At 50.4% G+C, this 26932-nt stretch carries 21 protein-coding genes; 16 read left to right on the top strand and 5 right to left on the bottom strand.

Annotation, left to right across the window (positions count from 1 at the left end; all coding sequences use genetic code 11):
• Positions 1-12: 12 nt before the first annotated feature.
• Positions 13-960, bottom strand: a complete 948-nt coding sequence (locus CGC65_RS14155; protein ID WP_002567539.1) for a hypothetical protein — start codon at positions 958-960, stop codon at positions 13-15.
• A 52-nt stretch (positions 961-1012) separates the two neighbouring features.
• On the opposite strand from CGC65_RS14155, the gene CGC65_RS14160 reads away from it, so the two are divergent.
• On the top strand, positions 1013-1876 hold the full coding sequence (locus CGC65_RS14160; protein ID WP_002567540.1) for a M23 family metallopeptidase: 864 nt from the start codon (positions 1013-1015) through the stop codon (positions 1874-1876).
• Here the strand turns inward: CGC65_RS14160 and CGC65_RS14165 are convergent.
• Entirely contained in the window at positions 1866-3296 is a 1431-nt protein-coding gene (locus tag CGC65_RS14165) for a response regulator transcription factor (RefSeq protein ID WP_002567541.1), read from the bottom strand. The two genes, CGC65_RS14160 and CGC65_RS14165, sit on opposite strands and share 11 nt — an antisense overlap.
• Before the next feature lie 5 nt (positions 3297-3301).
• On the bottom strand, positions 3302-5107 hold the full coding sequence (locus CGC65_RS14170) for a sensor histidine kinase (RefSeq protein WP_002567542.1): 1806 nt from the start codon (positions 5105-5107) through the stop codon (positions 3302-3304).
• A 204-nt stretch (positions 5108-5311) separates the two neighbouring features.
• On the opposite strand from CGC65_RS14170, the gene CGC65_RS14175 reads away from it, so the two are divergent.
• Genes CGC65_RS14175 through CGC65_RS14195 form a run of 5 tightly spaced genes read left to right on the top strand, consistent with a single transcriptional unit; the run spans position 5312 to position 12946 of the window.
• Positions 5312-6613: an ABC transporter substrate-binding protein gene (locus CGC65_RS14175; RefSeq protein ID WP_002567543.1), complete on the top strand. Its 1302-nt coding sequence runs from the start codon at positions 5312-5314 to the stop codon at positions 6611-6613.
• Positions 6614-6660: 47 nt separating this feature from the next.
• A complete protein-coding gene (locus tag CGC65_RS14180) occupies positions 6661-7563 on the top strand; it encodes a carbohydrate ABC transporter permease (protein ID WP_002567544.1) in 903 nt (300 codons plus the stop codon).
• A gap of 12 nt (positions 7564-7575) precedes the next feature.
• Positions 7576-8418 carry a carbohydrate ABC transporter permease gene (locus CGC65_RS14185; protein WP_002567545.1) on the top strand — a complete coding sequence of 281 codons (843 nt, stop codon included), beginning with the start codon at positions 7576-7578 and terminating at the stop codon, positions 8416-8418.
• A 13-nt stretch (positions 8419-8431) separates the two neighbouring features.
• Positions 8432-10900, top strand: a complete 2469-nt coding sequence (locus tag CGC65_RS14190; RefSeq protein ID WP_002567546.1) for a TIM-barrel domain-containing protein — start codon at positions 8432-8434, stop codon at positions 10898-10900.
• Positions 10901-12946: a glycoside hydrolase family 31 protein gene (locus CGC65_RS14195; protein WP_007037303.1), complete on the top strand. Its 2046-nt coding sequence runs from the start codon at positions 10901-10903 to the stop codon at positions 12944-12946.
• A gap of 145 nt (positions 12947-13091) precedes the next feature.
• Here the strand turns inward: CGC65_RS14195 and CGC65_RS14200 are convergent, their stop codons facing one another.
• The gene (locus tag CGC65_RS14200; RefSeq protein ID WP_002567548.1) at positions 13092-14381 is read right to left on the bottom strand and encodes an acyltransferase; all 1290 of its coding nucleotides are present in this window, start codon (positions 14379-14381) and stop codon (positions 13092-13094) included.
• Positions 14382-14542: 161 nt separating this feature from the next.
• Here CGC65_RS14200 and CGC65_RS14205 point away from each other — a divergent pair, with 161 nt between their 5' ends.
• The 10 genes from CGC65_RS14205 to CGC65_RS14250 all read left to right on the top strand — a co-directional run bounded on the left by CGC65_RS14205 (position 14543) and on the right by CGC65_RS14250 (position 26178).
• On the top strand, positions 14543-15910 hold the full coding sequence (locus CGC65_RS14205; protein WP_330361530.1) for an MATE family efflux transporter: 1368 nt from the start codon (positions 14543-14545) through the stop codon (positions 15908-15910).
• A 58-nt stretch (positions 15911-15968) separates the two neighbouring features.
• Positions 15969-17375: an RsmF rRNA methyltransferase first C-terminal domain-containing protein gene (locus tag CGC65_RS14210; RefSeq protein WP_002573625.1), complete on the top strand. Its 1407-nt coding sequence runs from the start codon at positions 15969-15971 to the stop codon at positions 17373-17375.
• A 54-nt stretch (positions 17376-17429) separates the two neighbouring features.
• Positions 17430-18200: a pseudouridine synthase gene (locus CGC65_RS14215; protein WP_002567551.1), complete on the top strand. Its 771-nt coding sequence runs from the start codon at positions 17430-17432 to the stop codon at positions 18198-18200.
• Positions 18201-18274: 74 nt separating this feature from the next.
• Positions 18275-18937 (top strand): HAD family hydrolase, encoded by a 663-nt coding sequence (locus CGC65_RS14220; RefSeq protein ID WP_002567552.1) that lies wholly within the window; start codon positions 18275-18277, stop codon positions 18935-18937.
• Entirely contained in the window at positions 18934-20868 is a 1935-nt protein-coding gene (locus CGC65_RS14225; RefSeq protein ID WP_002567553.1) for a YgiQ family radical SAM protein, read from the top strand. Before CGC65_RS14220 ends, CGC65_RS14225 begins: the two co-directional genes overlap by 4 nt.
• 5 nt (positions 20869-20873) lie before the next feature.
• Positions 20874-21638 (top strand): SDR family NAD(P)-dependent oxidoreductase, encoded by a 765-nt coding sequence (locus tag CGC65_RS14230; protein ID WP_002567554.1) that lies wholly within the window; start codon positions 20874-20876, stop codon positions 21636-21638.
• A 24-nt stretch (positions 21639-21662) separates the two neighbouring features.
• On the top strand, positions 21663-22763 hold the full coding sequence (locus CGC65_RS14235; RefSeq protein WP_002567555.1) for an RluA family pseudouridine synthase: 1101 nt from the start codon (positions 21663-21665) through the stop codon (positions 22761-22763).
• A gap of 230 nt (positions 22764-22993) precedes the next feature.
• Entirely contained in the window at positions 22994-24088 is a 1095-nt protein-coding gene (gene trpS, locus CGC65_RS14240; RefSeq protein WP_002567556.1) for a tryptophan--tRNA ligase, read from the top strand.
• 363 nt (positions 24089-24451) lie between these two features.
• Entirely contained in the window at positions 24452-25246 is a 795-nt protein-coding gene (locus CGC65_RS31825; RefSeq protein ID WP_235622318.1) for a YcxB family protein, read from the top strand.
• Between the two features lie 131 nt (positions 25247-25377).
• Complete coding sequence (locus CGC65_RS14250) at positions 25378-26178, top strand: MerR family transcriptional regulator (RefSeq protein ID WP_002567559.1); 801 nt, start codon at positions 25378-25380, stop codon at positions 26176-26178.
• 89 nt (positions 26179-26267) lie between these two features.
• On the opposite strand, the gene CGC65_RS14255 is transcribed toward CGC65_RS14250, so the two are convergent.
• The gene (locus CGC65_RS14255; protein WP_002567560.1) at positions 26268-26930 is read right to left on the bottom strand and encodes a nitroreductase family protein; all 663 of its coding nucleotides are present in this window, start codon (positions 26928-26930) and stop codon (positions 26268-26270) included.
• Positions 26931-26932: the final 2 nt, after the last annotated feature.

A 26932-nucleotide genomic window follows, 5' to 3' on the forward strand; every position in this document is an offset into this window, starting at 1 on the left:
AGGGATAGGCTATCAGCACAGGGATACATAAAATATAAGACAGGACAGCGCGCTGTGGAGCATTTTCCACAGCATATAATGCCGGATGGACAATCCGGCATTTTTTAATACGCTTTTTGTCTGAAATATGCCTGAAAATCCGCCGAAGGCAGCGGAGCCAATGATAAGTAGGGCTCCCATACTTCCGGGCACGGAGGATGCTATCATCTGGATGCCGGTGGTGATTTCCACACTTCCCAACAGGGCCGGGCGGAGCAGGGGAGGCATCTGAAACGGAAACACGGTCAGATACAGAGCCAGGATAGAGAACAGCATGATATAACCGCCTATTTTGACCATGGTTTCAAAACAGCTCATCATGTGAGTGTCAAAGGAAAAGCAGGCTGTTTTTTCCGGTGCTGCCTGTGCCGCCAAAGGGCATGCTTCCTCACGGGTCTGCCGGTTGTAATGATAGCAGCATCTGGCTAATATGGAGATGGGGAGTATGGGAAGATACAGGGCTGCCAGGACAGCCCACAGCGGGCAGGGGGATGCCATGGAGGGAATCAGGGCAATCTGGGCCATTACATATCCCAGCACAAACATGGGACTGGGATGATTGCTGATGGCCAGCAGGTATTTTCCCTCCTGAACAGAGAGTCTGCCCTGGTCTAAAAAGTCGCTGGTGGTCTTGGCACCCATGGGATAACCGCATAACAGCCCGCTCATCAGGCAGAAGCTGCCCTGGTCTGACAGGGACAGGATGCCTGAGAGGATGGGTTTAAAGGGTCCTGTGAGGATATGGATGGCATCCATGGCCACGATGACGCCGGAGCATATCATGAAGGGAAGGAGCGTGGGAAGGACTACATTTCCCCAAAGTACAAGACCCTGCCTGGCACCTTCCAGTGCAAGTCCGGGGTTGAATAACAGCATAAGCAGACAGAGGACAGACAGAACGCCTCCTATGGATTTTTTCATACGCACCTGAATACAATGGTTTATACAAATATATTGTAAAGGGTGGCGGGCTATGCCTTTGATTCTTATTTTGCTGCTGGCGGTATTCCAGTGTTCCATTACCAATTATCTGATTGCGAATCCGGATTATTACCAGCTGGGGCCGTATTCCTGGGAGAGCGATGATTTCAGGGCCATGAGTCTGGGAGATGCGGTGGCAGGGCTTGACAACCTGGATCCGGACATGGTTGCCACCCTGATGGTGGAACATGATTATGACCTTACAGGCATTAAGGACACCAGATATAATAACAGGCTGCTGGCTGCGGCCAGGCCTGCGGACTACCGAAAGCTGAAACATGCATATGAGACCGTCCTGGGGGATTTAGAGTACTTTCCAATTCCAGAGAGCCGGAATAAGGACACGCCGGAGGTGGCGTTTGAGAACGGCTGGATGGACGGGCGGGGATATGTAAGCGGCGGGGAGAACGGCGGAGGGGACAACAGCAGAGAGAACGGTGGCCGGAAAAACAGCCCAAAACGCCGCCATGAAGGCTGCGATATCATGGGCTCAAAAATGCCGCCCGGATATTATCCTGTTGTCAGCATGACGGACGGAATCATTGAAAAAATAGGGTGGCTGGAAATGGGGGGATGGCGCATAGGCGTGCGGGCTCCCGGGGGAGCCTACCTGTACTATGCGCACCTCTATAGCTATGCCGGAGACTTTAAGGAAGGAGACAGGGTAAAGGCAGGGGAGCTGATCGGATACATGGGGGATACGGGATACGGAAAGACAGAGGGAACCAGGGGGAACTTTGATGTTCATCTCCATGTGGGGATTTATATTAAGACGGACCACAATGAGGAAATGAGCGTGAATCCTTACTGGATTCTCAAATGGCTGGAAAAGAAGCGGCTGGTGTTTACATATTAGGGCTGCTGGCGCGGTACTGGTTGGGGGTCACTCCGGTTATTTTCTTGAACAGGGTGCAGAAATATTTGGCATCCTGATACCCTACCTGGACACAGATCATGTTGATTTTCATGTTTGTATCCTGGAGCAGGCTTTTGGCGCGCTCCATGCGGTAGGAGGTCAGATAATCCACAAAAGAGCGGGACATCTCCTTCATGAATAACCGGCTCAGATACTGGGGGGTGATGTTGAGCTGTTCCGCAACGGAATTCAGGGAAATAGGTTCTTTATAGCTCTTATCTATCACATGAAGGGCCTTTTGTATCAGTGGGGAATAGCCGGCGGACGCGGGTCTGCCCTTGCATGTCTCATAATAGGAATCAATACAGGTCCTGATTTCATGCATGGTTCTGGCAGCCGCCATCTGGTTTACCGCCTCCAGATAGGCCTGTTTGGAGTCAAACTTGACCAGGCCGGATACGGCAGCGGCAAGAATATGTCTGGGATGGCAGGCATTGGCCTGCATCTGGCTGATTTTTTTTAGCAGTATTTTCCTGCATCCGTCAAAGTCGCCGCCGCAGAGCATACGCTGCAGGTCCTTCTTGAAAAATACATCCTCGTTTAATTCTCCCGCCTCCTGCTCCATGTATGTATCGTAGGACAGAAAGCGGGAGCGGCAGGTGATGGTCCAGGGAATGGCACTCCGGAGCTGTTCAAAGGCAAGAAGCCAGTTTGAAATAAAACCAGCCTGCCGTGTTTCATAAATGCAGGTCAGATGCTCGTATGGCTCCAGCAGGGATGAAATACGGTCAATTTTGCCGTGGTTAATCATGTGGTTCGTAAAGCCTATGAGGATGCCACGGTAGTGCTTATCCGGCAGGGTCAGGATATAATGGCCCCGCTCTTCTATGACAGCTTCCTTGACCTCCAGGGGAAGATGGTGTTCCCGTTCCATATAGACCACGGCCAAAAAATAATCCGTATAGCAGAAGGGGGCCAGGCGTTCCGTGAGAAGCACCGAATCTTCATCGGATAAGAGATGGCATAGCTGGGGATTCTGGCTGTTTCTTTTTTTGTTCAGGTCTTTCAATTTGACTTCAATGAGATTCCTGAGTTTTGAGGGGACCACCGGTTTCAGAATATAATCTTCCACATGGTATTGCAGGGCCTTTCTGGCATATTCAAATTCCGCGTATCCGGTCAGCAGATATATGGTGCCTGCAAATCCCTTTTTGCAGAGCTTTTCCGTCATCACAAGTCCGTCCCAGACAGGCATGTGGATATCGCTGATAATGATATCCGGATTCCATCGTATGGCCTTTAAGCAGCCTTCCCGTCCATCGCAGGCAGTGTCGATTTCCAGGTTCGGTATGGGGGCAAGCGTGGCTTTCAGCCCTTTTCTTGAGTTTTCTTCATCTTCCACAATCAACAATCGAAACATATTTTTCACTCCATTTCATTCATTGGTATAAATATCTTAAAGCAGGTGCCCATAGGAGAGGATGACACAAAAATACGGCTGTGAGGATAATAGCCCTTTGTGCGGTAAGCAATATTAGTCAGCCCTATGCCGGTAAAGGCGGACCGTCCTGTGGTAAAGAGAAGATTGATTTCCCTCACCTTATCTTCCGGTATGCCGCAGCCGTTGTCAGACACCTGAAGGAGCAGGTGGGATTGTCCGGTGATACGGCAGGCAATCTCCAGACGGCCCTTGCGGGGCAGATTTTCAAATCCGTGAATCAGGGCGTTTTCCAAAAACGGCTGTAAAAGCAGCTTATGGATATAAATTCGCCTGCCCTTTGTCAGGTCGTGTATGTCGTAGGAGAAACGGCCGTGAAACCGGCTTTTCTGTAAATCCAGATAATTCTGCATCCAGCAGATTTCATCCTGGAGAGGAACCACGCAGTTCATATTATATACTGTGTGGCGCAGAATGGCAGCCAGCTTGTTGAGCTGTTCGCTTACGGTCAGACAGTTTTCCTGGGCAGCCGTCCAACAGATGGAATCCAGGGTGTTGAACAAAAAGTGGGGATTGATTTGGAGCTCCAGAGATTTTAACTCAGCCTCGCAGATTTTCTTATACTGCTGCTTGTTTTCATCCAACAGGCCCCGGATCTGCCCCAGCATCCGGTTAAAGGAAGATTCTATGATGCGAAGCTCATTCCTGCTCATGTTCCTGATTTCCACATCCAGATGATGCTCGTCAAACAGATTCATTTTGGCGGCCACATTTTCAATGGAGAATATGAACTTGTGGCAGAGCACATAGGCGACCAGCATGGACACCAGCAGGATGGCTGATATGGCCAGGGTAATGGTGGTCCACAGCGCCTCCAGGTCCTTTGTCATCTGTCTGTAATCCACTATATTTATAAGGTGCAGGTCAAAATGCTCCAGCGGTATCTGGGATACCAGATAATCCCCCTGCATGTCCCCGGAGTCAGAGGAGAGGCTGTCCCAGTCTATGGCTTTGTAGTTTTCCAGGCTGCCAAGGATTTTTCCGGTGTTTCTGTCTTTGGAACAGATAAGCCTTCCGGAGGAATCCACCAGTAGTTTATCCGTAAAGGGATAGACCTGGGAATCCGGGTTATTGATGGCAGAGTTCATCTTATCCGGTGAGATGAACAGAAGTATGCTGCCGGTTATTTTCATTTTTTCATAATGTATGGTTCTGCTGCCCAGAAAGAATACCGGGTGCTCTGGGTCATAATAAGGGCTGCCGTCGTGGACGGAACCAATGATGGAACGGGTCGACGAGAGAAGAAGCTGGTTCAGTTCTTCCTTATTCGCCTCAAAATAATCTATGATTGGCTGGGTTTTCTGGCGTTTCTGAACGTAGATATAGGGGGTGCCGGTGGTGCTGATGACACACAATGCCTGTATTTCCGGGTACATGAGAATATTGGCTTTGATATATGTTTCCAGCGACTCAGAGATGCGCCTGTATTCTGCGGAATCAGGAGATACCTTGGACAGTTCCAGTATATTATCCATGCAGGTAACATCGGTGGATATCTGGAACAGGATACGTTTGTAATCCGTCAGCACGTTATTGATGCTGTTCTGGGTCAGCTGCAGGTTATCTGCCAGGAGGGAGTGGTTTTTAGTAAACAGCATTTCGGAAGTCTTTTCATAGTTAAAAAGCTGAATGCTGATGACCGGGAGAAAGGTCACAAAGAACAGGAAAATGGTAATCTGGTATCGTATTTTATATAAAAAATGTCCCTTTATCCATGGGATGAATTTTCTCACATAAATCCCCCCTCGCGCCGAAATGTAGTACTAATAAGTGGCTTAATTATAATTTTAACCATCAAAATAGTCAATATGGTTTAAAAAAGTGGAATGTATTTTGGTTAAAATATCAAAATGAAGTTAAAATAATGGAATTCCCTAAATTGGATTAAATGGATATACTTAAGACATCAGATGACAGAAAATACAGGAGGGGATTACATGAAAAAACGTTTATTCACAAGAGGAATTGCCCTTGGGCTGGCAGCGGTGATGCTGGCAGGGTGTTCCGGCTCCGGCACCAGTACCAGCCAGGGCAGCACAGACGCAGGCACCACAGGTCAGACCGCAGAAACCCAGGCGTCTCAGGGACAGGAGCAGACCACCATTGAAATGTGGTATCACATTTCTCCGGACCAGGCAACGCTTCTGCTTCAGATGATTGATGAGTTCCAGGAACTGCATCCCGGCATCAAGGTGGAAACCCAGAGCGTGGCTTTCGCGGAAATCAAGAAACAGCTGTCCATTGGCGTGGCTGCGGATCAGCTGCCGGACGTTACGCTTTGTGATACCGTGGACAATGTTTCATTTGCAGCCATGGGAGCAGCCATGGATATCACAAGCGAGGTGGAGGCCTGGGGAGAGCTGGAGAATTATTTTGAGGCACCGGTGAACTCTGCCCGGTACGAGGATAAGTATTACGGGGTTCCCTATTACAGCAACTGTCTTGCCATCATGTATAATAAAGACATTTTTGATGAAATGGGGCTGGAGTATCCTGACAGCGGCTGGACCTGGGATGACTTTAAGGACATGACGGCCAAGACAACCACGGCAGACCATTACGGGCTTACAATGTCCCTGATTAAATCAGAGGAAGGGACCTTTGATGTGCTTCCGTTTATCTGGCAGGCAGGGGCGGATTATGACAGCCTGGATTCAGAGGGGGCCGGGGAAGCCCTTACCATGATTAATGATTTCTACCAGAACGGATATATGAGCAAGGAGCTGATATCCATGACCCAGGCAGATATGTGCGCTTCTCTGTTCGCAACCGGCAAGTCGGCCATGATGGTGGCAGGAAGCTGGCTGAATACCAATATCCAGAATGAGAACCCGGATCTGAATTACGGCGTGGTTACCTTCCCCAACTACAAAAATGCCGCTTCTCCCATAGGTGGAGGGAACATCATGATGATGAAGGATGACAACAGGGAAGCGTCCTGGGAATTAATGAAATTCCTCAGCAGCAAAGAGAATTCCAGGAAATTCTGTGAGGATGCCGGTTACATATCACCAAGGGAAGATGCTGTGGCGGAGAGTACCCTGTGGCTGGATGACCCAATTCTTTCGGTCTATACGGAACAGTTAAAGCTTGCCAAGGCCAGGGGGCCTCATCCGAAATGGCCTGAGATTTCCAGTGCGATTCAGTTTGCGTACCAGGATGTGCTCTCGGGTGCCAAATCAGTGGACGATGCACTGAAGCAGGCAGCGGCAGAGGTTGCGGAAATCATCAGCGAATAAAGAAGAGGGCGCGCAGCAGCGCCCTTTTTGCGAAATGGAGTGGGAAGATGGGAAGTAAGAAAGGATATTTCTTTAAGAAGAAGCTGACACTGTTTGCGTTTGTCCTGCCGGGTGCAGCGTTCATGACCATCATGATTATTTTTCCGATTATAAGCAATATAATCATGAGCTTTAAGAATGTGGATTTGATGAATTTTGCCACAGGTGACAGCCATTTTGTGGGACTTAAGATTTACCAGAAAATATGCAGGACAGAGGTCACCTGGATTGCCGTAAAGAATACCCTGGTATTCACCCTGTGGTGTCTTGTATTCCAATTCCCCATCGGGTTTCTCATGGCGCTGTTTTTCGGCCAGGATTTTAAGGGAGCCGGACCCCTGCGGGCCGTCAATGTGGTGGCCTGGATGATTCCCATGGTTGCGGTAGCCGGTGTGTTCAAATACATGTTCAACAGCGATATAGGAATCATGAACCGTATACTGATGGGGCTGCACCTGATTCAGAAGCCGGTGGAATGGCTGGCACATGGGAATACGGCCATGGCAGCCATCATAATCGCAAACATATGGAAGGGAGTTCCGTTTAACATGATTCTTCTGGCAACGGCGCTGACCACAGTACCCCAGGATATCTATGAATCAGCCAGTATTGACGGAGCCACCAGAATACAAAGATTCTTTTATATTACAGTGCCTCTTTTGAGGCCGGCCATCATATCGGTGCTAACACTGGGATTCATCTATACCTTTAAGGTGTTTGACCTGGTGTATGTGATGACGGGGGGTGGACCTGGATCTTCCACGGAGATGCTGTCCACCCTGGCTTACCGCTATTCCTTCAGTGAATATAACTTCTCCCAGGGAGCGGCTGTGGCCAACATTCTGTTTGTAATGCTTATGGCGGTGGGAATGATTTATATTCATATTGTGACGCGGGAAGACGAAAATTAGGAGGTGAGGACTATGAAGGATAGAAAACGTATGGAAGGCCGGAGGAAGGCAGCGCTGACAGCCGCAGGCATACTGGTTACCTGTGTATTCCTGTTTCCTTTGTACTGGATGGTGGCCACATCGCTCAGACCGCCGGGGGAATCCTTTTCCAACCCGTCCTTTTTTCCCAGCAGGATTGTGTTTGATTCATATATCCTGAAAAATGAACATGGGATCAGCCTGTTCACATATCTTAAAAACAGTGTTGTGGTTTCGTTCGGGGCAACAGCCCTCACCCTGGTTTTAGGGGTTCCGGCCTCCTATGGGCTGGCAAGGTTTAAAAGCAGGATGATAAGCGTGCTTTTGTTCATCTTCCTGGTGGCTCAGATGCTGCCCAGCTCACTGATTTTGACGCCTCTGTTTGTAAATTTTAACAAACTGGGGTTAATCAACAATCATCTGGGAGTCATCCTGTCCGACGCAACCATTACCATACCATTTGTGGTCATCATACTGAGGACATATTTTAAAGACATACCCAAAGAACTGGAGGAGGCCGCCATTATTGACGGATGCGGTCCCCTGGGGACATTCATCCGCATCATGGTTCCCATCAGCTATCCGGGTATCGTGACAGCCACTTCCATGGCCCTGTTCATGTCCTGGGGCGACATGGTGTTCTCCCTGACATTCCTGAATCAGGAAAAGCTAAAGACCCTGCCGCTGATTCTTTACAAGGCCATGGGCGAGCTGGGAGTCAGATGGGAGATTTTAATGGCCTACTCAACCGTAGTGGTGCTTCCCATTGTTATCGTGTTTATCTGTCTGCAGAAATACATAGTCAGCGGTCTGACCGCCGGCTCAGTCAAAGGGTGAGAGGAGTAAAAAGATGGAGAAAAGCCTTGGAGAAATCATGCACGGTCTATCCGAAGAAAACATAGCCCGTGAGGAAGAATTATTTGAGAACATGCCTGTATTTCCCAGAATCAGCCGGTCAAAGAACCTGACCATGCTGCTGGTGCACAGGGTGAAATCCTGCACCCCTGTCCCAAAGGGATGTGATATCCTGGCAGAGGGCTTGTATGTGGATGAAAATTATACATACAGGTATCTGGATTACCGCCATGTGTTTACAGAAAAGCCAAACCGCAGTACCCTTTCCATACGGCTCAGATTTGTCAATGAGAATACGCTGCGGGTCACCATGGCGGAGGGTTTTTGTGTGCCGGAAAACAGGACAGAAATGATTGGGGATATGGAAGAGACGGAATGCAGCGTCACCTGTTCTGAATCAGAGGGCCAGATTGTAATGGCAACCGGATGTATGACAGCTGTGATTCAGAAAAGTCCCTGGAACCTTTCTGTCAAAAACAGGGATGGGGAGGTCATATACCGCCAGTTCGGCAGGGACTGCCATTCCTTTATGCCCTATGAGATTTGTCCCATGGGATTCCTGTTTGACAGAAATACAAAGGAACAATATGCCTGTGAGGCGGCATGGTCCGATCCCTATGAGGAGTTTTACGGATTGGGGGAGAATTTTACATCTGTGTCAAGAAAGGGCCGACTGTTCGATTTGTGGAACACCAATTCCCTTGGGGTAAACACGGAAAGGGGATATAAATATATTCCTTTTTATATGAGTTCCAGGGGATACGGGATTTTTTATAATACATCCAGGAAAATACGGTGTGATTTGGGCGCAACCTTATCCAAGGCAAGCTATACCATGGTGGAAGGAGCTCTGTTAGATTATTTTCTGATGACAGGGGACACGATAAAGGACATTATTCCGGCGTATCACAGGCTGACAGGACTGCCTGCGGTGCCTCCCAAATGGTCCTTCGGCATCTGGATGAGTAAAATCAGTTACGGCACCAGGGAAGAAGTGGAGCGGGTGGCCGGACAGATGAGAAGCAGCAGGCTTCCATGTGACGTCATACATATTGATACGGACTGGTTTACGGAAAACTGGGTGTGTGACTGGAAGTTTGACGAGAAAAAATTCCCAAAGGTGGAGGAGATGATTGAAAAACTCCATCAGGACGGATATAAGCTGTCCCTCTGGCAGCTTCCCTATATTGAACGGGGAAAGACCTCCTATGAGGTTTATGATGAGGCGGCTGCCAACGGATATTTTGCCGGAAATCCGGACGGTGACCTTCAGTTTCCTCACGGACTTATTGACTTCACCAATCCGGAGGCAGTTCACTGGTATAAGGAAAAACTGATAAAACCCCTGCTCAGGAAGGGCGTGGATGTCATCAAGGTTGACTTTGGGGAATCCGCCCCGGCATTTTTTAAGTATGCAGGCGCCGACGGCAGGGACGTGCATAACCTGTATGCCCTGTTGTACAATAAGGCCGCATACGAGGCCGCTAAGGAGGAATTTGGGGAAGATAAGGCCCTCATATGGGCCAGAAGCGCCTGGGCCGGCTCCCAGAAATATCCGGTTCACTGGGGCGGTGATGCGGGAACGGATTTTGGAAGCCTTGCAAGCTCCGTTAAAGGCTGTCTGAACCTGTCCCTCAGCGGAATTCCATTCTGGTCCAGCGACATAGGGGGATTCTGGTTTGAGAGCAGTCCGGAGCTTTATATCCGGTGGCTGGAATTTGGCATGTTCTGCTCCCACGCCAGGTTCCATGGCTTTTATTCCAGGGAGCCATGGGATTTTGGCCAGCAGGCAGTTGATGTTTACAGGAAATACGCGGGCCTGCGTTACCGCCTGATTCCATACATCTATAACCAGGCCCTGGCTGTCAGGGAAGAGGACACACTGATACACAGGCCGGTGTTCTATGACTATTCGTCAGATTTAAGCGCGGCCGGTCTGGATACCCAGTATCTGTTTGGAAAAGAGCTTATGGTCATTCCTGTGTTAAATGAAGATAATTCAGTGAGAATCTATCTTCCCCGGGGTCAGTGGACGGATTTTTACGACGATACGGTTGAGGAAGGCGGGAAATGGATGGAACAGGTGGTTCCGTTAGATAAGATACCGGTCTATGTAAGGGAGAACGCCATTATCCCCATTGGGCCTGAAATGGAATATATAGGACAGAAGGAAGATGACCAGTGGGAAATCCACTGTTATCCAATGGAGGGCAAAGGACGGCTCTGTTCCTATGAACACGGATTTACAGTTGAAATGTACGCATCGGCTGACCGGGTCAAAATTGACTGCACCAGAACGGACATGAACCTTACCTTTGTCCTGCACAACATAAGACCGGCCGGAGTGCAGGCTGACGGACAGGACATTGGTTTCAGGATGGACCATAAAAGGACTTATATCCATATGGGCAATCGGATGCAGGACCATGATATCCATATGGTCATAGAGAAAGGAGAGCAGTAAGTGGCATATTACACAATACCCAGGTATGAGGGAAAGACAGAAGGAAACCGCATCATATGGGAGACGGCAGGAGAGCTGGTCTATATCGAACCATACGGAAGGGACGCCATACGGTTCCGCTCCAGTAAGAGCCTGCGCATTGATGAAGCTCTCAACTGGACTCTGGAGGAACCGGCCTCTCCTGAGGGAGTTATCATAGAAGCGGATGATGAAAAGGCCTGCATGACAAACGGTAAAATACAGGTGACGATTACGGGCGACGGCACCGTCACCTACCGGAACACCCGGACAGGAAAGGTGCTTCTGGAGGAATACTGGATTGACGGAAGGGTACACACGGCCCCTCTCCGCAGGGCCAGGGAATACAGGGTCACATCAGGCAATCAGTTTAAGATAAGCCTGTACTTTAAGGCGGAGCCGGGCGAGCATTTTTATGGAATGGGACAGGACGCCAATGACTGCTTTGATTTAAAGGGGAGCACGGTGGAGCTGCTTCAGAAGAACGGAAAATGCACCATCCCCTATACATATTCATCCAGGGGATATGGATTCATATGGAACAATCCAGCCATAGGCCGCGCTGAATTTGTCAACAACCATACCATGTGGCATGTACAGTGCGCAAAGCAGATTGACTATGTGATCATAGCAGGGGACACGCCGGGAGAGATCAATGAGAAATTTACCGCCATCACAGGCCGGGCTCCCATGCTGCCTGAGTGGGCCGCGGGTTTCTGGCAGTGCAAGCTGCGCTATGAGACCCAGGAGGAGCTGCTTCAGGTGGCCAGGGAGTATAAAAGAAGGGGACTTCCCATTTCAGTCATAGTCATTGATTATTTTCACTGGACCATGCAGGGAGAATGGAAGTTTGATCCTGAGAAATGGCCTGATCCCAAGGCCATGGTCAGTGAGCTGGAGTCCATGGGTATCAAACTGATGGTGTCCGTCTGGCCTACCATAGACCCAAGAAGTGAAAATTATGCATATATGAGAGAGCATAATTACATTCTCAGGGGAGAGCGGGGAGTGGACGTGGTATTTATGTTCTTTGGTCCCCAGACATATGTGGATACCACCCATCCGGGAGCCCGGGAATTTTTCTGGTCCAGGGCAAAGAAAAATTACTATGACTATGGAATCCGTACTTTCTGGCTGGATGAGGCGGAGCCGGAGATGCGGCCCTATGATTACGACAATGTCCGCATGTACCTTGGAAACGGGGAGGAGGTCAGCAATATCTATTGCGTGGGGGTTGCAAAGGCATTTTACGACGGCCTGAAAGCCCAGGGTGAGGAAGTGTGCAACCTGGTCAGATGCGCATGGCTGGGCTCCCAGCGGTATGGAGTCGTACTATGGTCGGGGGACATTGCTTCCACCTTTGACAGCCTGAGAAAACAGCTGAAGGCAGGGCTTAACGTGGCCATGTGCGGGATACCCTGGTGGACCACGGATATCGGCGGGTTCATCAATGGGGATCCGGAGTCGGAAGAATTCCGGGAGCTGATGATTAGATGGTTTGAATTCGGCGTATTCTGCCCTATATTCCGCCTTCACGGATTCAGGCTTCCCTATCCGGTAAGGGATATATTGAATCCGGACGGTTACTGCGGTTCAGGAGGTCCCAATGAGGTATGGAGTTTTGGTGAGGAGGCCTATGAAATCATCCGCCGGTATATGTATGTCAGAGAAGAATTAAAGCCGTATATCATGGGGCAGATGAAGCTGGCCTCTGAAGACGGAACACCAGTCATGCGTCCTTTGTTTTACGATTTTTGCGGGGATAAAAATGTATATGACATAGGGGATGAGTATATGTTCGGACCGGACCTTCTGGTGGCCCCGGTGGTGGAGCTGGGAGCCAGAAAGCGGATGGTCTATCTGCCGGAGGGATGCAGGTGGAAGGACGCGGGAACGGGCATGGTATATGACGGCGGAACGCGGATTGAGGCAGATGCGCCTCTGGATACCATTCCATTGTTCCTGAAGGAGGATGCCAGGCTGTCCCTGCAGATGAAACCAAGCACCGCTGAAACTATGCACCGCTGAAACCAGGCACCGCGGATGAAATAGAGGGATAAAAAAGAGGATAAAGTAAGAGGATAAAAGACAGCGGGCTTTTCATGAAAACCATCATGAAAGGCCCGTTTCACTGCGCCCGGAAGGCATGTATACAGCATAACTGTCAGCATGACTATTTTGCAAAGCGCCCCAGCCGTTTCCCCACACGTCCCAAGACTCCGAAGAAAATCTCACAGGCCCTGTCCATGCACAGGACTACCGTATTGTCATACAGGAAGGAGAGGGCCAGGCTGATGACCAGGGTAAGCAGGAAGGATACCAGTATGCCGCCTGCAATTCCAAAGGACAGGCCGTTAATGCCAAACACGTCGCCCACAATCCGGTGCAGCACCAGCCAGTGAATCAGGAGAATGGAGAAGCTGTACCTGCCTATGGCGGAGAGCAGGGTGGGAATCCTTGCAAACAGACGGTCCCCATGTTTTCGGAAGAAGAGAAATACGGCGCAGGTAAAGAGCATCTGGGGAGGCGCGTTGTTGTAAACCAGGGGGCCCAGGCTCTCCGGGGCCATGATGGAGCCCGCTATTGCCAGCCCTGACAACAGGCCTGCCGTCATGAATAGCCGGTAATGCTTCATGGCAGACCGGGTGGTGCAGTAATATCCCAGCAGGAAAATGGAGTCCCATGATGCCAGGAAGGAGGAGGCTGCAAACTGTATATGAACCAGAGGGCCGTAGGTGTAGATGAAATGCAGGATAAAGATAACAGCGGTCAGTGCCTCCAGCATGGGTTCTGTCATGTGTCTTAACATGATTCGGAAAAAGGGTGCTGCAACGTAAAACATCAGGATAATATACACCAGCCAGAAATGAGGTGTCTGGCCGCTGTCATTGGACAGGAAGCTCTGTATCAGGCTACCCCAGTTTCCAGGACTGAGGGCAAAGATGCCTTCCACATAAAAGAAGTATAAGAGGTAATAGGCAAAACAGGGAATCAGCACCCTGACAAAGCGCCGGGAATAAAATTGTAAGACGGATTCCTCCCTTCCTCCCAGCAGCAGTGCCCCGCTGAGCATCATGAACAGCAGGTTGCAGCTTAAGCCCAGACCGGCCGCCGCAGCCATCACATTTCTGGAAAAGGTATGGGGAGGAAGCAGGGCATAAGCCGGCTCCAGTACATGAACGAGGATGACCAGGAAGGAAGCCAGTACCCTCAGATAATCCATATATACAATGCGTCCGGGCTGATTACGGCATCCTAATAACAGCTCCCCTGCATAACCCGGGGATGCCGCGGCCCGCCTGCTGTGAATCAGGCAGGAGCATGCGGCGAGAACAGCCGCGGCAGCATAATGCTTTGGACGCAGAGGCCGGATGGGAAGGCCATAGCGAAGCTCCATGAGCATATATATAAGTGTGGTCAAAACAATAAATACCAACCCGTAGCGAAGTTTCTTTCCGTTCATACAGTGTGTCTCCCTGCCAATCATGCAAAAATGCCCTGCAAATGTCCGTCTAAGTCTGATTTTTCCAGTATACCATTAAGCAGATAAAAAACAACTGGAATATTCCATGATTTTGTATTATAATGATGCCTGCTATTTTTGGAAAGGTAGAATATAACTATATGACTAATAATATGACAACCGGAAAGCCGGCAAAACTGATTTTGCAGTTCATGATTCCCACCTGCCTGGGAAACATATTCCAGCAGTTTTATAACCTGGCTGATTCCGTGGTGGCAGGGCGTTTCATCGGAGTGGATGCCCTGGCAGCCATCGGAAGCACCACATCCCTTATTTTTCTGGTGATAGGCTGGCTCAACGGTCTTACCAGCGGTTTTTCCATTATGGTGGCCCAGCATTTCGGAGCCGGGAAATATGAAAGGATGCGCCGCAATGTGGCCATGTCCATCTATCTGTGCCTGGCCTTTGTGCTGGTCATGACAATCGCGCTGGAGATACTTAATTATCCCATTCTCCGCCTGATGAACGCGCCGGATGGAATCATAGATGACACGGCCGGTTATATGGCTGTGATTTACGCAGGGCTTTTTGCGACGGCTGCCTACAACGGGCTGGCGGCTGTTATGAGGGCATTGGGGGACAGCCGTTCACCGCTGTATTTTCTGATTATTTCCGCGGTCATCAATGTGCTCCTGGATGTGGCCTTCATCATCTGGTTTGGAATGGGAGTGGAGGGCTGCGCCTACGCCACCGTGATTGCCCAGGCCGTTTCAGCCCTTCTGTGTTTTCTCTACATTGTGAGGAAATTTGATATACTGAAGCTGAGCCGGGAGGATTTTCGTATCTCCTTCGGCATTATGGGACGGCTCCTGTCCATCGGGATTCCCATGGGGCTTCAGTTTTCCATCACAGCCATAGGCACTATCATTGTACAAGGGGCCGTCAATGTCTTTGGGTCTGTGTACATTGCCGGCTTTTCAGCTGCGGGTAAGATACAAAACATTGTGTCCACTGTGTTTGTGGCATTCGGGGCAACGGCAGCCACCTATGTGGGGCAGAACCGGGGCGCAGGCCGTATGGACCGCGTCCATCAGGGGGTCAAGTCCATACAGGTTATGATTCTGGTCTGGAGCGCTGTTATGATTCTGGTCATCCATTTATTCGGGGATATGCTGATCCATATATTTATTGACGCATCGGAGACAGAGGTAATGAGTGCGGCCAGAACGTACTTCAGAGCAGTGGCATGGTGTTATCCCTTCCTGGGAAGTATTTTCCTGTACAGAAATGCCCTGCAGGGTCTGGGATACGGACTTATGCCCATGATGGGAGGCGTGTTTGAGCTGATTGCCAGGGCTGCTATTGTGGCGGCAGTGGCAGGAAGCTTCGGGTATGTGGGAGTGTGCCTGGCGGACCCGGCGGCCTGGCTTGCGGCCCTGGTTCCCATTGTGCCCTATTACTTTTATAAAATTTCCAGGATTTCCCGGAAAGAAACGCACGGTGGCAGAATCACGGCGGATGTGATATGATAAATACAATTGTGACAGTTTTGACCTGTACTGTTATAAAGAAATGAGGGCGGATGATATGACGGATGTGAGACAGCTTCCGGAGGCCTTTCTGCTGAAAATGCAGAAGCTTCTGGGGGAGGAGTTCGGGCAGTACCTGGAAAGCTTCAAAGAGGAGTGGAAGCCCGGTCTCAGGGTGAACACGCTGAAGCTTTCCCCGGGGGAACTGGCTGAACTGGTGCCGTGGAACCTGGAGCCGGTGCCGTGGGCAGACAATGGTTTTTATTATGACGGGACGCTGGACGGGGAGGTATTAAGACCCTCCAAGCATCCGGCCTATTACGCCGGGCTTTATTACCTCCAGGAACCCAGCGCCATGACCCCGGCAGCCATGCTGCCTGTGGTTCCCGGAGACAGGGTGCTGGACCTTTGCGCTGCACCGGGAGGCAAGAGCACAGAGCTGGCGTCAAAGCTTAAAGGCCGGGGAATGCTTGTGTCCAATGACATCAGCTATTCCAGGGCCAGAGCGCTTCTTAAAAATCTGGAGCTGGCCGGTGCGGCAAACATCTGCGTTACCAGTGAAGCGCCTGAAAAGCTGGCCGGCGTGTGGCCGGAGTTTTTTGATAAGATACTGGTGGACGCCCCCTGTTCCGGGGAAGGCATGTTCCGCCGGGATGAGGATATGGTGAAGGACTGGAATGAAAAGGGACCGGAATACTATGTGCCCATCCAGCGCCAGATACTGTCCCAGGCCGCAGCCATGCTCAGACCGGGCGGATATATGCTGTATTCTACCTGTACGTTTTCCGTGGAGGAGGATGAGGGGAATGTGGCCTATGTCCTGGAGGAATTTCCGCAGATGCAGCTGTGCTGTCTGGACCTTGATAAAGTGCCGGGAGCATGCGGCGGGTTTGGGCTTCCCGGCTGCATGAGGCTCTTTCCGCACCGCTTAAAAGGGGAGGGGCATTTTCTGGCCCTGATGCGAAAAAAGGGCGGGGATGACGGGGGTAAGGAGATACTGCCCCCCATGGACCCCGGAACAGCCAGGAAGCGGGTCCGGGCTGTGGAGAAGGAAAAAGAGCTGGATGCATTTTTAAGGCAGAGCGGCGCAGAGTGGGATTATGGGCGGATTGTCATACACCAGGACAATGTCTACTATCTGCCGGAGGGACTTGCATGGAACCTGCCCCTGAGATTCCTGCGCACGGGGCTTTTTTTGGGAGAGCTAAAAAAAGGACGGTTTGAACCATCCCAGGCCCTGGCCATGTCCATGAAGGCCGGGCAGTTTCCGAATACCGTCAGCTTCCCTGCCGGTGACAACAGGGTACTCCGCTATCTGAAGGGGGAGACTATTTCCCTGGAAGGGGATGAAGGACCGGTTAAGGGATGGTGCCTGGCAGCCATGGAGGGATTTCCTCTTGGCTGGGCCAAAGGTACGGGGATGAGCCTGAAGAATAAGTACTATCCCGGCTGGAGATGGCAGTAGCCATCCGTATGAAAGCATCTAAAGTTAAACAACGCAATGGGAGGAAAGGGACCGATGGCTGATAAAGGCAGGAAAAACGGACCGATGCGTCTTGACCGGTTTCTGGCTGAGATGGGATACGGGACCCGTACCCAGGTAAAGGATATGGTGAAGAAAGGACGCGTCCGGATGAACGGAGAGGCGGTAAAGGACGCGGACCGGAAGGTGAACCCGGAATCAGATATTGTAGAAGTGGACAGGAGCCGGGTGGCGTACGCCAGAATGGAGTACTATATGCTCAACAAGCCCCAGGGCGTGGTGTCTGCCACCGAGGACAGGAAATACCCGACGGTGGTGGGTCTTATCAGGGAGGCTTTGAGAAAAGACCTGTTTCCGGTGGGCAGGCTGGACATTGACACGGAGGGACTTCTTCTCATCACCAACGACGGGGAGCTGGCCCACAATCTGCTGTCGCCTAAAAAGCATGTGGATAAGGTATATCTGGCCCATGTGTCAGGAGGGCTGCCGGAGGATGCCGTAAAGCGGTTTGAGGAAGGAATCAAACTGGAGGACGGCACCATGACCCTTCCGGCAGAGCTTAAGATACTAAAAGGAGCAGGACCGGAGGAAGACGCGCAGGAAGTACTGGTTACCATAAGGGAAGGAAAGTTCCATCAGATTAAGCGGATGTTTGAGGCGCTGGGGTGCAGGGTGGAGTATCTGAAACGGATATCCATGGGACCCCTTATCCTGGACCCAAATCTGGAACCGGGGGAATACCGTCCCCTGACTCTGCAGGAGGAGGCTTCCATAAAGGATTGCGGGAACCGGGGAAACCGTGTATAACTATATAGGAGTCACAGAATAAGAGTCACGGAAAACTTGTCAACATGTTTATAGACAGAGGAAAATAGGGAAAGATGAAGTTAAACAGGAAAAAAGCAGTTATATTTGATTTGGACGGCACGCTGGTGGATTCCATGTGGATGTGGAAGGCGATTGACATAGAATACCTGGCCAGGTTTGGTCTTGCCTGCCCGGATGACCTGCAGAAGGAAATCGAGGGAATGAGCTTTTCTGAGACTGCGGTGTATTTTAAGGAACGGTTCCGGTTAAAGGAATCCCTGGATGAGATAAAGAACGCCTGGATTCAGATGTCCATAGAGAAGTACAGAAAGGAAGTAACCTTGAAGCCGGGAGCGCGGGCTTTCCTGGAATTTATCTCAGGAAAGGGACTGGTGGCCGGCATTGCCACCAGCAACGGAAGGGCCATGGTGGATGCGGTGCTGGATTCACTGGACATCCGCAGGTACTTCAAGGTGGTGGCAACAGCCTGTGAGGTGGCTGCCGGCAAGCCTGCCCCGGATATATATCTGAATGTGGCTGAGCGCCTTAAGGTGGCGCCGGAGGACTGTGTGGTTTTTGAGGATGTGCCTGCCGGCATCCAGGCCGGAAAAAATGCGGGCATGACTGTCTTTGCTGTGGAGGATGCATTTTCATTGGAGATGAAGGCGGAGAAGGAACAGCTGGCAGATTACTATATCAGGGATTATTATGAATTATTGGATGGAGCGGCAGGATGAAAAACGATTATTTACCCATGAACCGGAATGATATGAGCATCAGAGGATGGAAGCAGTGCGACTTTGTGTATGTGTCCGGCGACGCCTATGTGGACCATCCTTCCTTTGGCACGGCCATCATATCCCGGCTGCTGGAGGCACGCGGATATAAGGTGGGAATCATTTCCCAGCCGGACTGGAAGGATAAAAAGAGCATTGAAGTGCTGGGAAGGCCCAGGCTGGGCTTCCTGGTATCGGCGGGAAATATGGATTCCATGGTGAACCACTATTCCGTGTCCAAAAAACGGCGGAAGGAAGATTCCTACACACCGGGCGGCGTCATGGGCAAACGGCCCGACTATGCCGTGGTGGTGTACTGCAATCTGATACGGTCCGCGTATAAGGATGTGCCTGTCATCATAGGCGGAATCGAAGCCAGCCTGCGCCGCCTTGCCCATTATGATTACTGGTCTGATAAGCTGAAGCGATCCGTGCTGCTTGATTCCCAGGCGGATCTGATATCCTATGGCATGGGAGAGCGGTCCATTGTGGAGATTGCCGATGCCCTGGACAGCGGGCTGGACGTGAAGGATATTACATTTATAGACGGTACGGTATATAAGACAAAAAGCCTGGAATCTGTCTATGATTATAAGATGCTTCCTGACTATGAGGAGCTTTTAAGGGACAAGAAGGAGTATGCAAAGAGCTTCTATGTCCAATACAGCAATACGGACCCGTTTTCCGGGAAACGTCTGGTGGAGCCTTATGGGAATCAGCTGTTTGTGGTGCAGAACCCTCCGTCCAAGCCACTGAGCCAGGAGGAAATGGATGAGGTATATGCTCTTCCTTACATGAGGAACTACCATCCCTCCTATGAGGAGCTTGGAGGCGTGCCCGCCATCCGGGAAATCAAGTTCAGCCTGATCAGCAACCGGGGATGTTTCGGGGCATGCAGTTTCTGCGCCCTGACCTTCCATCAGGGCCGCATCATCCAGGCCAGAAGCCACGAATCCCTGGTGGAGGAGGCAAGGCTTCTGACCGAGGAACCGGATTTCAAGGGCTATATCCACGATGTGGGCGGCCCCACCGCGGATTTCCGTTTCCCTGCCTGTGAAAAACAGCTGACAAGCGGCGCGTGTCCGGGCCGCCAGTGTCTTTTTCCTGAACCATGTAAGAACCTGCGGGCGGACCACAGCGATTATATTGCTTTGCTTAGAAAGCTGAGGGCTCTTCCAAAAGTAAAGAAGGTATTTATCCGTTCCGGTATCCGGTTTGATTATGTGCTGGCGGATTCCAACCGGAAATTCTTAAAGGAACTGTGTGAGTTCCATGTCAGCGGTCAGCTTAAGGTGGCGCCGGAGCATGTGGCGGACAAGGTGCTGACCCGCATGGGAAAGCCCAGGAACAGCGTTTACCGCCAGTTTGTGAAGGAGTATAAGGAGATGAACCAGAGGCTGGGCAAGGAGCAGTATCTGGTGCCCTATCTCATGTCCTCCCATCCGGGTTCTTCCATGAAGGAGGCGGTGGAACTGGCTGAGTATCTCAGGGATTTGGGATATATGCCGGAACAGGTACAGGATTTCTACCCCACACCCTCCACGGTTTCCACCTGCATGTACTACACGGGATATGACTGCCGGACCATGGAACAGGTCTATGTACCGGTCAATCCCCATGAGAAAGCCATGCAGAGGGCTCTGATTCAGTACAGGAATCCCAGGAATTATGATTTGGTGACGGAAGCCCTTAAAATCGCAGGGCGCACGGATTTAATCGGATATGATAAAAAATGCCTGATTCGTCCAAGGAACGGTAACAGGGACGGCGGGACAGCCGCTCCGGCAGGAAAGGCGAGAGGCAACGGATATAAAGCGGCAGGCCAGGGAGCAGGAGAAGCCAGAAGGCCTAAGAAAACCATACGCAACATCCACAAAAAGAAAGGAACGTGACAGGTATGAAGATTGCTGTAGTGACCGGAGCGTCCTCCGGTATGGGCAGGGAAACCATCATCCAGCTGTGGGAACATTTCAAGGGCTTTGACGAGATCTGGATCATAGCCAGAAGAAGAGAGCGCCTGGATGAACTGGACCGCCAGGTTGGGGTGCCCCTGCGCAAATTTGCACTGGATCTTACAAGGGAGCGTGACAGGGACGTGCTCCTGCGGGCACTGAGTGCCAGGAAGCCCCAGGTAAAGTTTCTGGTCAATGCAGCAGGCTTTGGTATGATTGGGCAGGTGGAGGAGCTGGGCTTAAAGAGTGAGACAGACATGGTGGCCTTAAACTGTGAGGCCCTGTGCGCCGTAACCCGCATGGTGCTGCCCTATATGGAATGCAATAGCCGAATCATCCAGTATGCATCCTCCGCGGCGTTCCTGCCTCAGCCCGGATTTGCCATCTATGCGGCTACAAAATCATTTGTCCTCAGCTACAGCAGGGCCCTGAACCAGGAACTGAGAAGCCGGAGAATCTATGTGACGGCGGTGTGTCCGGGACCGGTAAAAACAGAGTTCTTTGACATTGCCGAATCCACAGGCGTGATTCCTCTCTATAAGAGGCTGGTCATGGCAAATCCAAAGCGGGTGGTTCAAAAGGCCATCCGGGACAGCATTGCAGGCAGAGAGATTTCGGTCTACGGCATTACCATGAAGGCGTTCCGGCTGCTGTGCAAGATGATGCCCCACCGCCTGCTTCTGGCAGTCATGAGCTTCATGAATGATTAATTACCTACAAAGGAGTGCCGCCATATGCAGACACTGACAGTTACCCAGAATGAGGCCGGACAGCGGCTGGATAAGCTTCTCACAAAATATCTGAACCAGGCCGGCAAGGGTTTTATCTATAAAATGATGCGTAAAAAGAACATAACGCTGAACGGCAAAAAATGCGATGGTTCCGAACGGCTGGAAGAGGGAGACCAGGTAAAGCTGTTCCTCTCGGATGAGACCATAGAAAAGTTTTCTGTCCCGGATATGGGCGGATATGAGAAACAGCCGGGAGACCAAAGCAGCACAGGAGCATCCTCCCATGAGAAACGGGAAAAGGCCCGGGGAAAAGGCGGTGAACACCAGGGTTCCAGAGACCGGGAGGGAGGACGGCGTCTGGACATTGTCTATGAGGACCAGCATATCCTGGTGGTGAACAAACCGTCCGGCATGCTGTCGCAGAAGGCAAAGGACAGCGACATGTCCCTGAACGAATATATTCTTAATTATCTCATTGATTCAGGAAAACTCCCCATATCCCAGCTGCGCACCTTTAAGCCGTCTATCTGCAACCGGCTGGACAGAAATACCAGCGGGCTGGTGGTGGCCGGAAAATCCCTGGCAGGCCTCCAGGTGATGAATGAGGTATTTAAGGACAGAAGCATACACAAATATTACCAGTGTCTGGTTGCCGGCGAGATAAAGGAGAAGCAGCTGATTGCAGGTTTTCTGAAAAAGGATGAGAGCACGAATACCGTAAGCATTTTTCCTCTGGAAGTGGAGGACAGCGTCCCCATTATGACCGAATATCTGCCGCTGTCCGGCAACAAAACATTCACACTGCTGCAGGTGACCCTGATTACAGGAAGAAGCCATCAGATTCGCGCCCATCTGGCGTCCATTGGTCATCCGATTGTGGGAGATTATAAGTATGGCAGCCGCAGCTTAAACGATGCAGTAAAAAAGAAGTACGCGGTCCGGTCCCAGCTCCTTCACTCCTGGCGGCTTGTCATGCCGGAAACACTTCCTGCGCCCCTTAAGCATCTGAGGGGAGAGGAATTTACCGCCAGGCTGCCGGTGATTTTTAATACGGTTATGGAAGGAGAGGGGATTGGGCTGCCTTGCGAAAGCCAGGGCATTTAACCAGGCCCGGACCATGGAGGTTTGTCCCGGACCGGAGCAGGGAATTCTTGACAGGAATTCATCTTTGGGTTATGCTAGATAATGTTTGAAATTGCCATTTTTTTGCTGCTGTTTTTCCCGTGGGGAGAACGGCTGGCTTAAGGGGATTTTCAGGCATGTTCTGTACAAGTAAAAAACAGCGTTCAGACCAGCGATGGCCTGATGCTGAGGAAATGAGAGGGATATATCAGATGGGAAAGATTATACTGACCGGTGACCGCCCCACAGGACGGCTTCACGTAGGACATTATGCAGGCTCTTTAAAACGCAGGGTGGAGCTGCAGAATTCAGGGGAGTTTGATGAGATTTATATTATGATAGCCGATGCCCAGGCTTTGACAGACAATGCGGACAACCCGGAAAAGGTGCGTCAGAACATCATAGAGGTGGCTCTGGATTACCTGGCATGCGGACTGGACCCGGAGAAATCCGTTCTGTTCATCCAGTCACAGGTGCCTGAGCTGTGCGAGATGACGTTTTACTATATGGATTTAGTGACCGTATCCAGGCTTCAGCGCAATCCTACCGTAAAATCCGAGATTCAGATGCGCAACTTTGAGGCCAGCATTCCGGTGGGCTTCTTCACATACCCAATCAGCCAGGCAGCGGACATTACTGCCTTTAAGGCGACCACGGTTCCGGTAGGTGAGGACCAGGCGCCCATGATTGAGCAGACCAGGGAAATCGTCCATAAGTTCAACAGTGTTTACGGGGATACCCTGGTGGAGCCGGATATCCTTTTGCCGGACAATAAGGCGTGTCTGCGCCTGCCCGGTATAGACGGCAAGGCTAAAATGAGCAAATCCCTTGGAAACTGCATATACCTGTCTGATTCCGAGGATGAGATAAAGAAGAAAATCATGTCCATGTTTACGGATCCCAATCACCTGAGGGTGGAGGATCCGGGACAGGTGGAAGGAAATCCTGTGTTCATTTATCTGGATGCGTTCTGCCGTGATGAGCATTTTGCAGCATATCTGCCGGATTACAAGAACCTGGATGAACTGAAGGCCCATTACGCCAGAGGTGGTTTGGGAGACGTGAAGGTGAAACGGTTCCTCAACAGCGTGCTTCAGGATGAACTGAGGCCCATCCGTGAGCGCCGCAAGGAAATTGCCAGGGACATTCCTGCTGTTTACCGTATCCTGGAAGAAGGCAGCCGCAGGGCAGAGCAGAAGGCAGCCCAGACCCTGGCTGAGATGAAGAGGGCCATGAAGATCAATTACTTCGAGGATAAGGAATTGATTGCGGAACAGGCTGAGCGGTTCAGGGCTGAGATGGATTAAGCAGATTAAGTATAAGAGATAAATGGATGAAGGGCTCCGGCAGAAAGTGCTGGGGTCTTTTTCCGTTAAATGGTACAATGGAGGAAAGCATTAACTGAAAACCAAAGGCATGACATAGAAAGAGGGGAAAGAGATGGAAGGAGAGAAGGTTGAAACAGGGTTGGAATTCCAGATGACCAAAGGTGAATTGGCGGAATACTGGCTGTTTCGTGTATTCTTCTGTATTGGCAATGCAGCAGGCTGGGATTCCTGAAACCCAGGGCATACAAGGTGGAAAAAGGATACTTGTGTTGTAAAAATGACAAAAGCAGGATTCCGTGTTCCTGGTATACATATCGGGCTGAAACTCCCAGGGTTTTGATTTTGGGAAGGCCTGCTGCAAGAAAAAACTATGTGTTTCTGGCTGTTCCTAAACGTATGTTTCCGGACAGAGAAACCATGGACCGGTTTCTGGACCAATTTACAGATCCCCAGGCAGTGGAGGATGACGGACATGTTGCTGAAGGCATTTTTAACTTTTATTTTTTTATGGACCAGAGGGCCTGGTCCCATGCCTGGATTCAGGGGATGCAGATGGGACTTCGGGTAAAAAAATTATACGGTGCAAAGAAAGGAAAAGTGCTCCGGGTAACGGGAATCGTGGCAGCCTTATGCGGAATGAGCATTGGTATGATAGCGGACAGCGCCATCCTGACAGCGGTTTTTCTGACCATGCTTCTTTTGAGCTATATGAGGGGCCATGGTTTGTCCGAGTCATTTTACAAGAAACAGATGATGAGCGGATGGATGCCGTCAGACGGGATTGGAAGGTGGGAAATTTCGATTGGGGTAAATGGAATCCGCATGAAAAGAGGGCTGGCTTTTACAGAGTACAGCTGGGAGGATTATAACTGCCTGGCTGAAACAGAGGACACATTCTTTTTCCTGAATACAGAGACAGCACGCGGGATAGAGTGTATCCCGGTTCCCAAGTGGGTGTTTAAGGACTTGGGGGAGATGGATGCATTTCTCGACTTTTGCCGTGATAAGGGGGTAAAGTGGGCCGGATTGGATAAAACAGCGGACCTGCCAAAGAATGACAGGATGCTTTATATCCTGATCTTCATGGTATTATTGGCTGTGGTGATATCCGGCATCATACGGGCTGTATATTTATGAATCTGAGGAAAGACAGGGATGAGGCTCAGAGAGTTTTTTATAAACAACCTCTTGACTCTGCCCTTAGGTCAGAGCTTATACTTGGAACAGATTCGAATCAGGTAAACAGAACATGAATGGAGGAGCGGACCATGCTGACCATAGGACAGATGTCAAAAGTGTGCGGGGTGAGTGTGAAAACACTGCGTCACTACGATAAGATAGGCCTTTTAAAGCCCCAGAGAATAGATGAGATAAACGGATACCGGTACTACGAGGACCCTCAGATTGGCACCATGCTTTTGATTGGAAGGCTGAAACGGTATGGTTTTTCCCTTACGGAAATCCAGGCTCTGCTTACCATCCCGGACAGCAGGGAATTGCTGCGGCAGCTGTACAAACAAAGATTCCGCCTGGAGCGGCAGATGGAGCATATTTCCATAACCATAAGGGAAATGGGGTATCATCTGGAAGAATTTGAAAGGACAGGTGACATTATGAGTTATCAGAACAATTATGAGATTCAGATAAAGGAAGCAGAGGAACAGGTTCTCGTTACCCGGAGAAACAAGATGTCAGTGGAGGAATTCGGCACATATTACGGGAAGATATATGAAAAGATTGCCAGGGAACACATGACCATAAACGGAGTGGTAATGGCCATCTACCATGACCAGGAATTTGACCCGGCTTACAGCGATATCGAGCTGGGAGTGGGAATCACAGAGCGGGATAAGGCTGATTTTGTCATGCCGGGCTGTCTGTGTGCAACTACCATCCACAAGGGCGCCTATTCAGGACTGCCGGATGCCTATGGCGCCATTGTGGCCTGGATTAACGCCAATGGATATCATATGAATGGGATGCCTTACGAGATTTACCGCAAGACCCAGTTTGACAAGCTTCCGCCGGAAGAGTGGGAGACAGAAATTTTCTTCCCTGTGAAAAAATAGAGGACAGGGAGACGGCAAAAGGCTTGCCGTCTCCCTGTATCCATTCTGATGCATCCACATGATTTACCCTGCAAAAATATGTGTTTCAATTATTCCCAATTAAAATTCTCCCTTCCGGCGCCAATCTCAAAATGGTATTTCACAATTCCGGTATTGATTTGGGACATAGGGTGATTGTCCTTTGTGCGGATGGATACGGTATTCCCGTTTGCTTCGATAAAAAAATCCTGTCTGTTAAGACCGGTTGGAGCAAGTACAGCCGCATTCATGCCATCTAAAAACCATTTATCACTGCATGGCTTACATAAACGTTCCATGCTTTTTGACTTATGCTGCGTACCGTCAGTGGTGCCGTAACCAATCGCAATGACACCAACCAGTTCCTCATCAGGAGCTAACGTAACCGGACATTTTTTTGCATTGTATGTATTTGTGACCCAACATGAATTAAGGCCTGCCTGCTGCGCTTTAACCATAAGCCGCGCTCCGCAGTAGCCGCATTTCACGTAAAAATCGCCTTGCTTTTTGGCTGCCAGAGCAATATAGTTTTTTACATTTTTAAACCGCCCAAATAAGGGAATAAAGGTTTTAAACGCCTCCTCATTTTCCGTAACTAACTGGATGTGCAGCTGTCCCTGCCGGTTGCACTGCTCAATTTCTTGGCGTAGTTCATCAATAATCTCAGGGGAGAGCGGTTTCGCCGTATAATTCCGGACTGCGTGCCTTGCTCTGATTGCTTCTATTTCCGTCATAA

This window comes from Enterocloster bolteae, assembly GCF_002234575.2.
Taxonomy (GTDB): Bacteria; Bacillota; Clostridia; order Lachnospirales; family Lachnospiraceae; genus Enterocloster; species Enterocloster bolteae.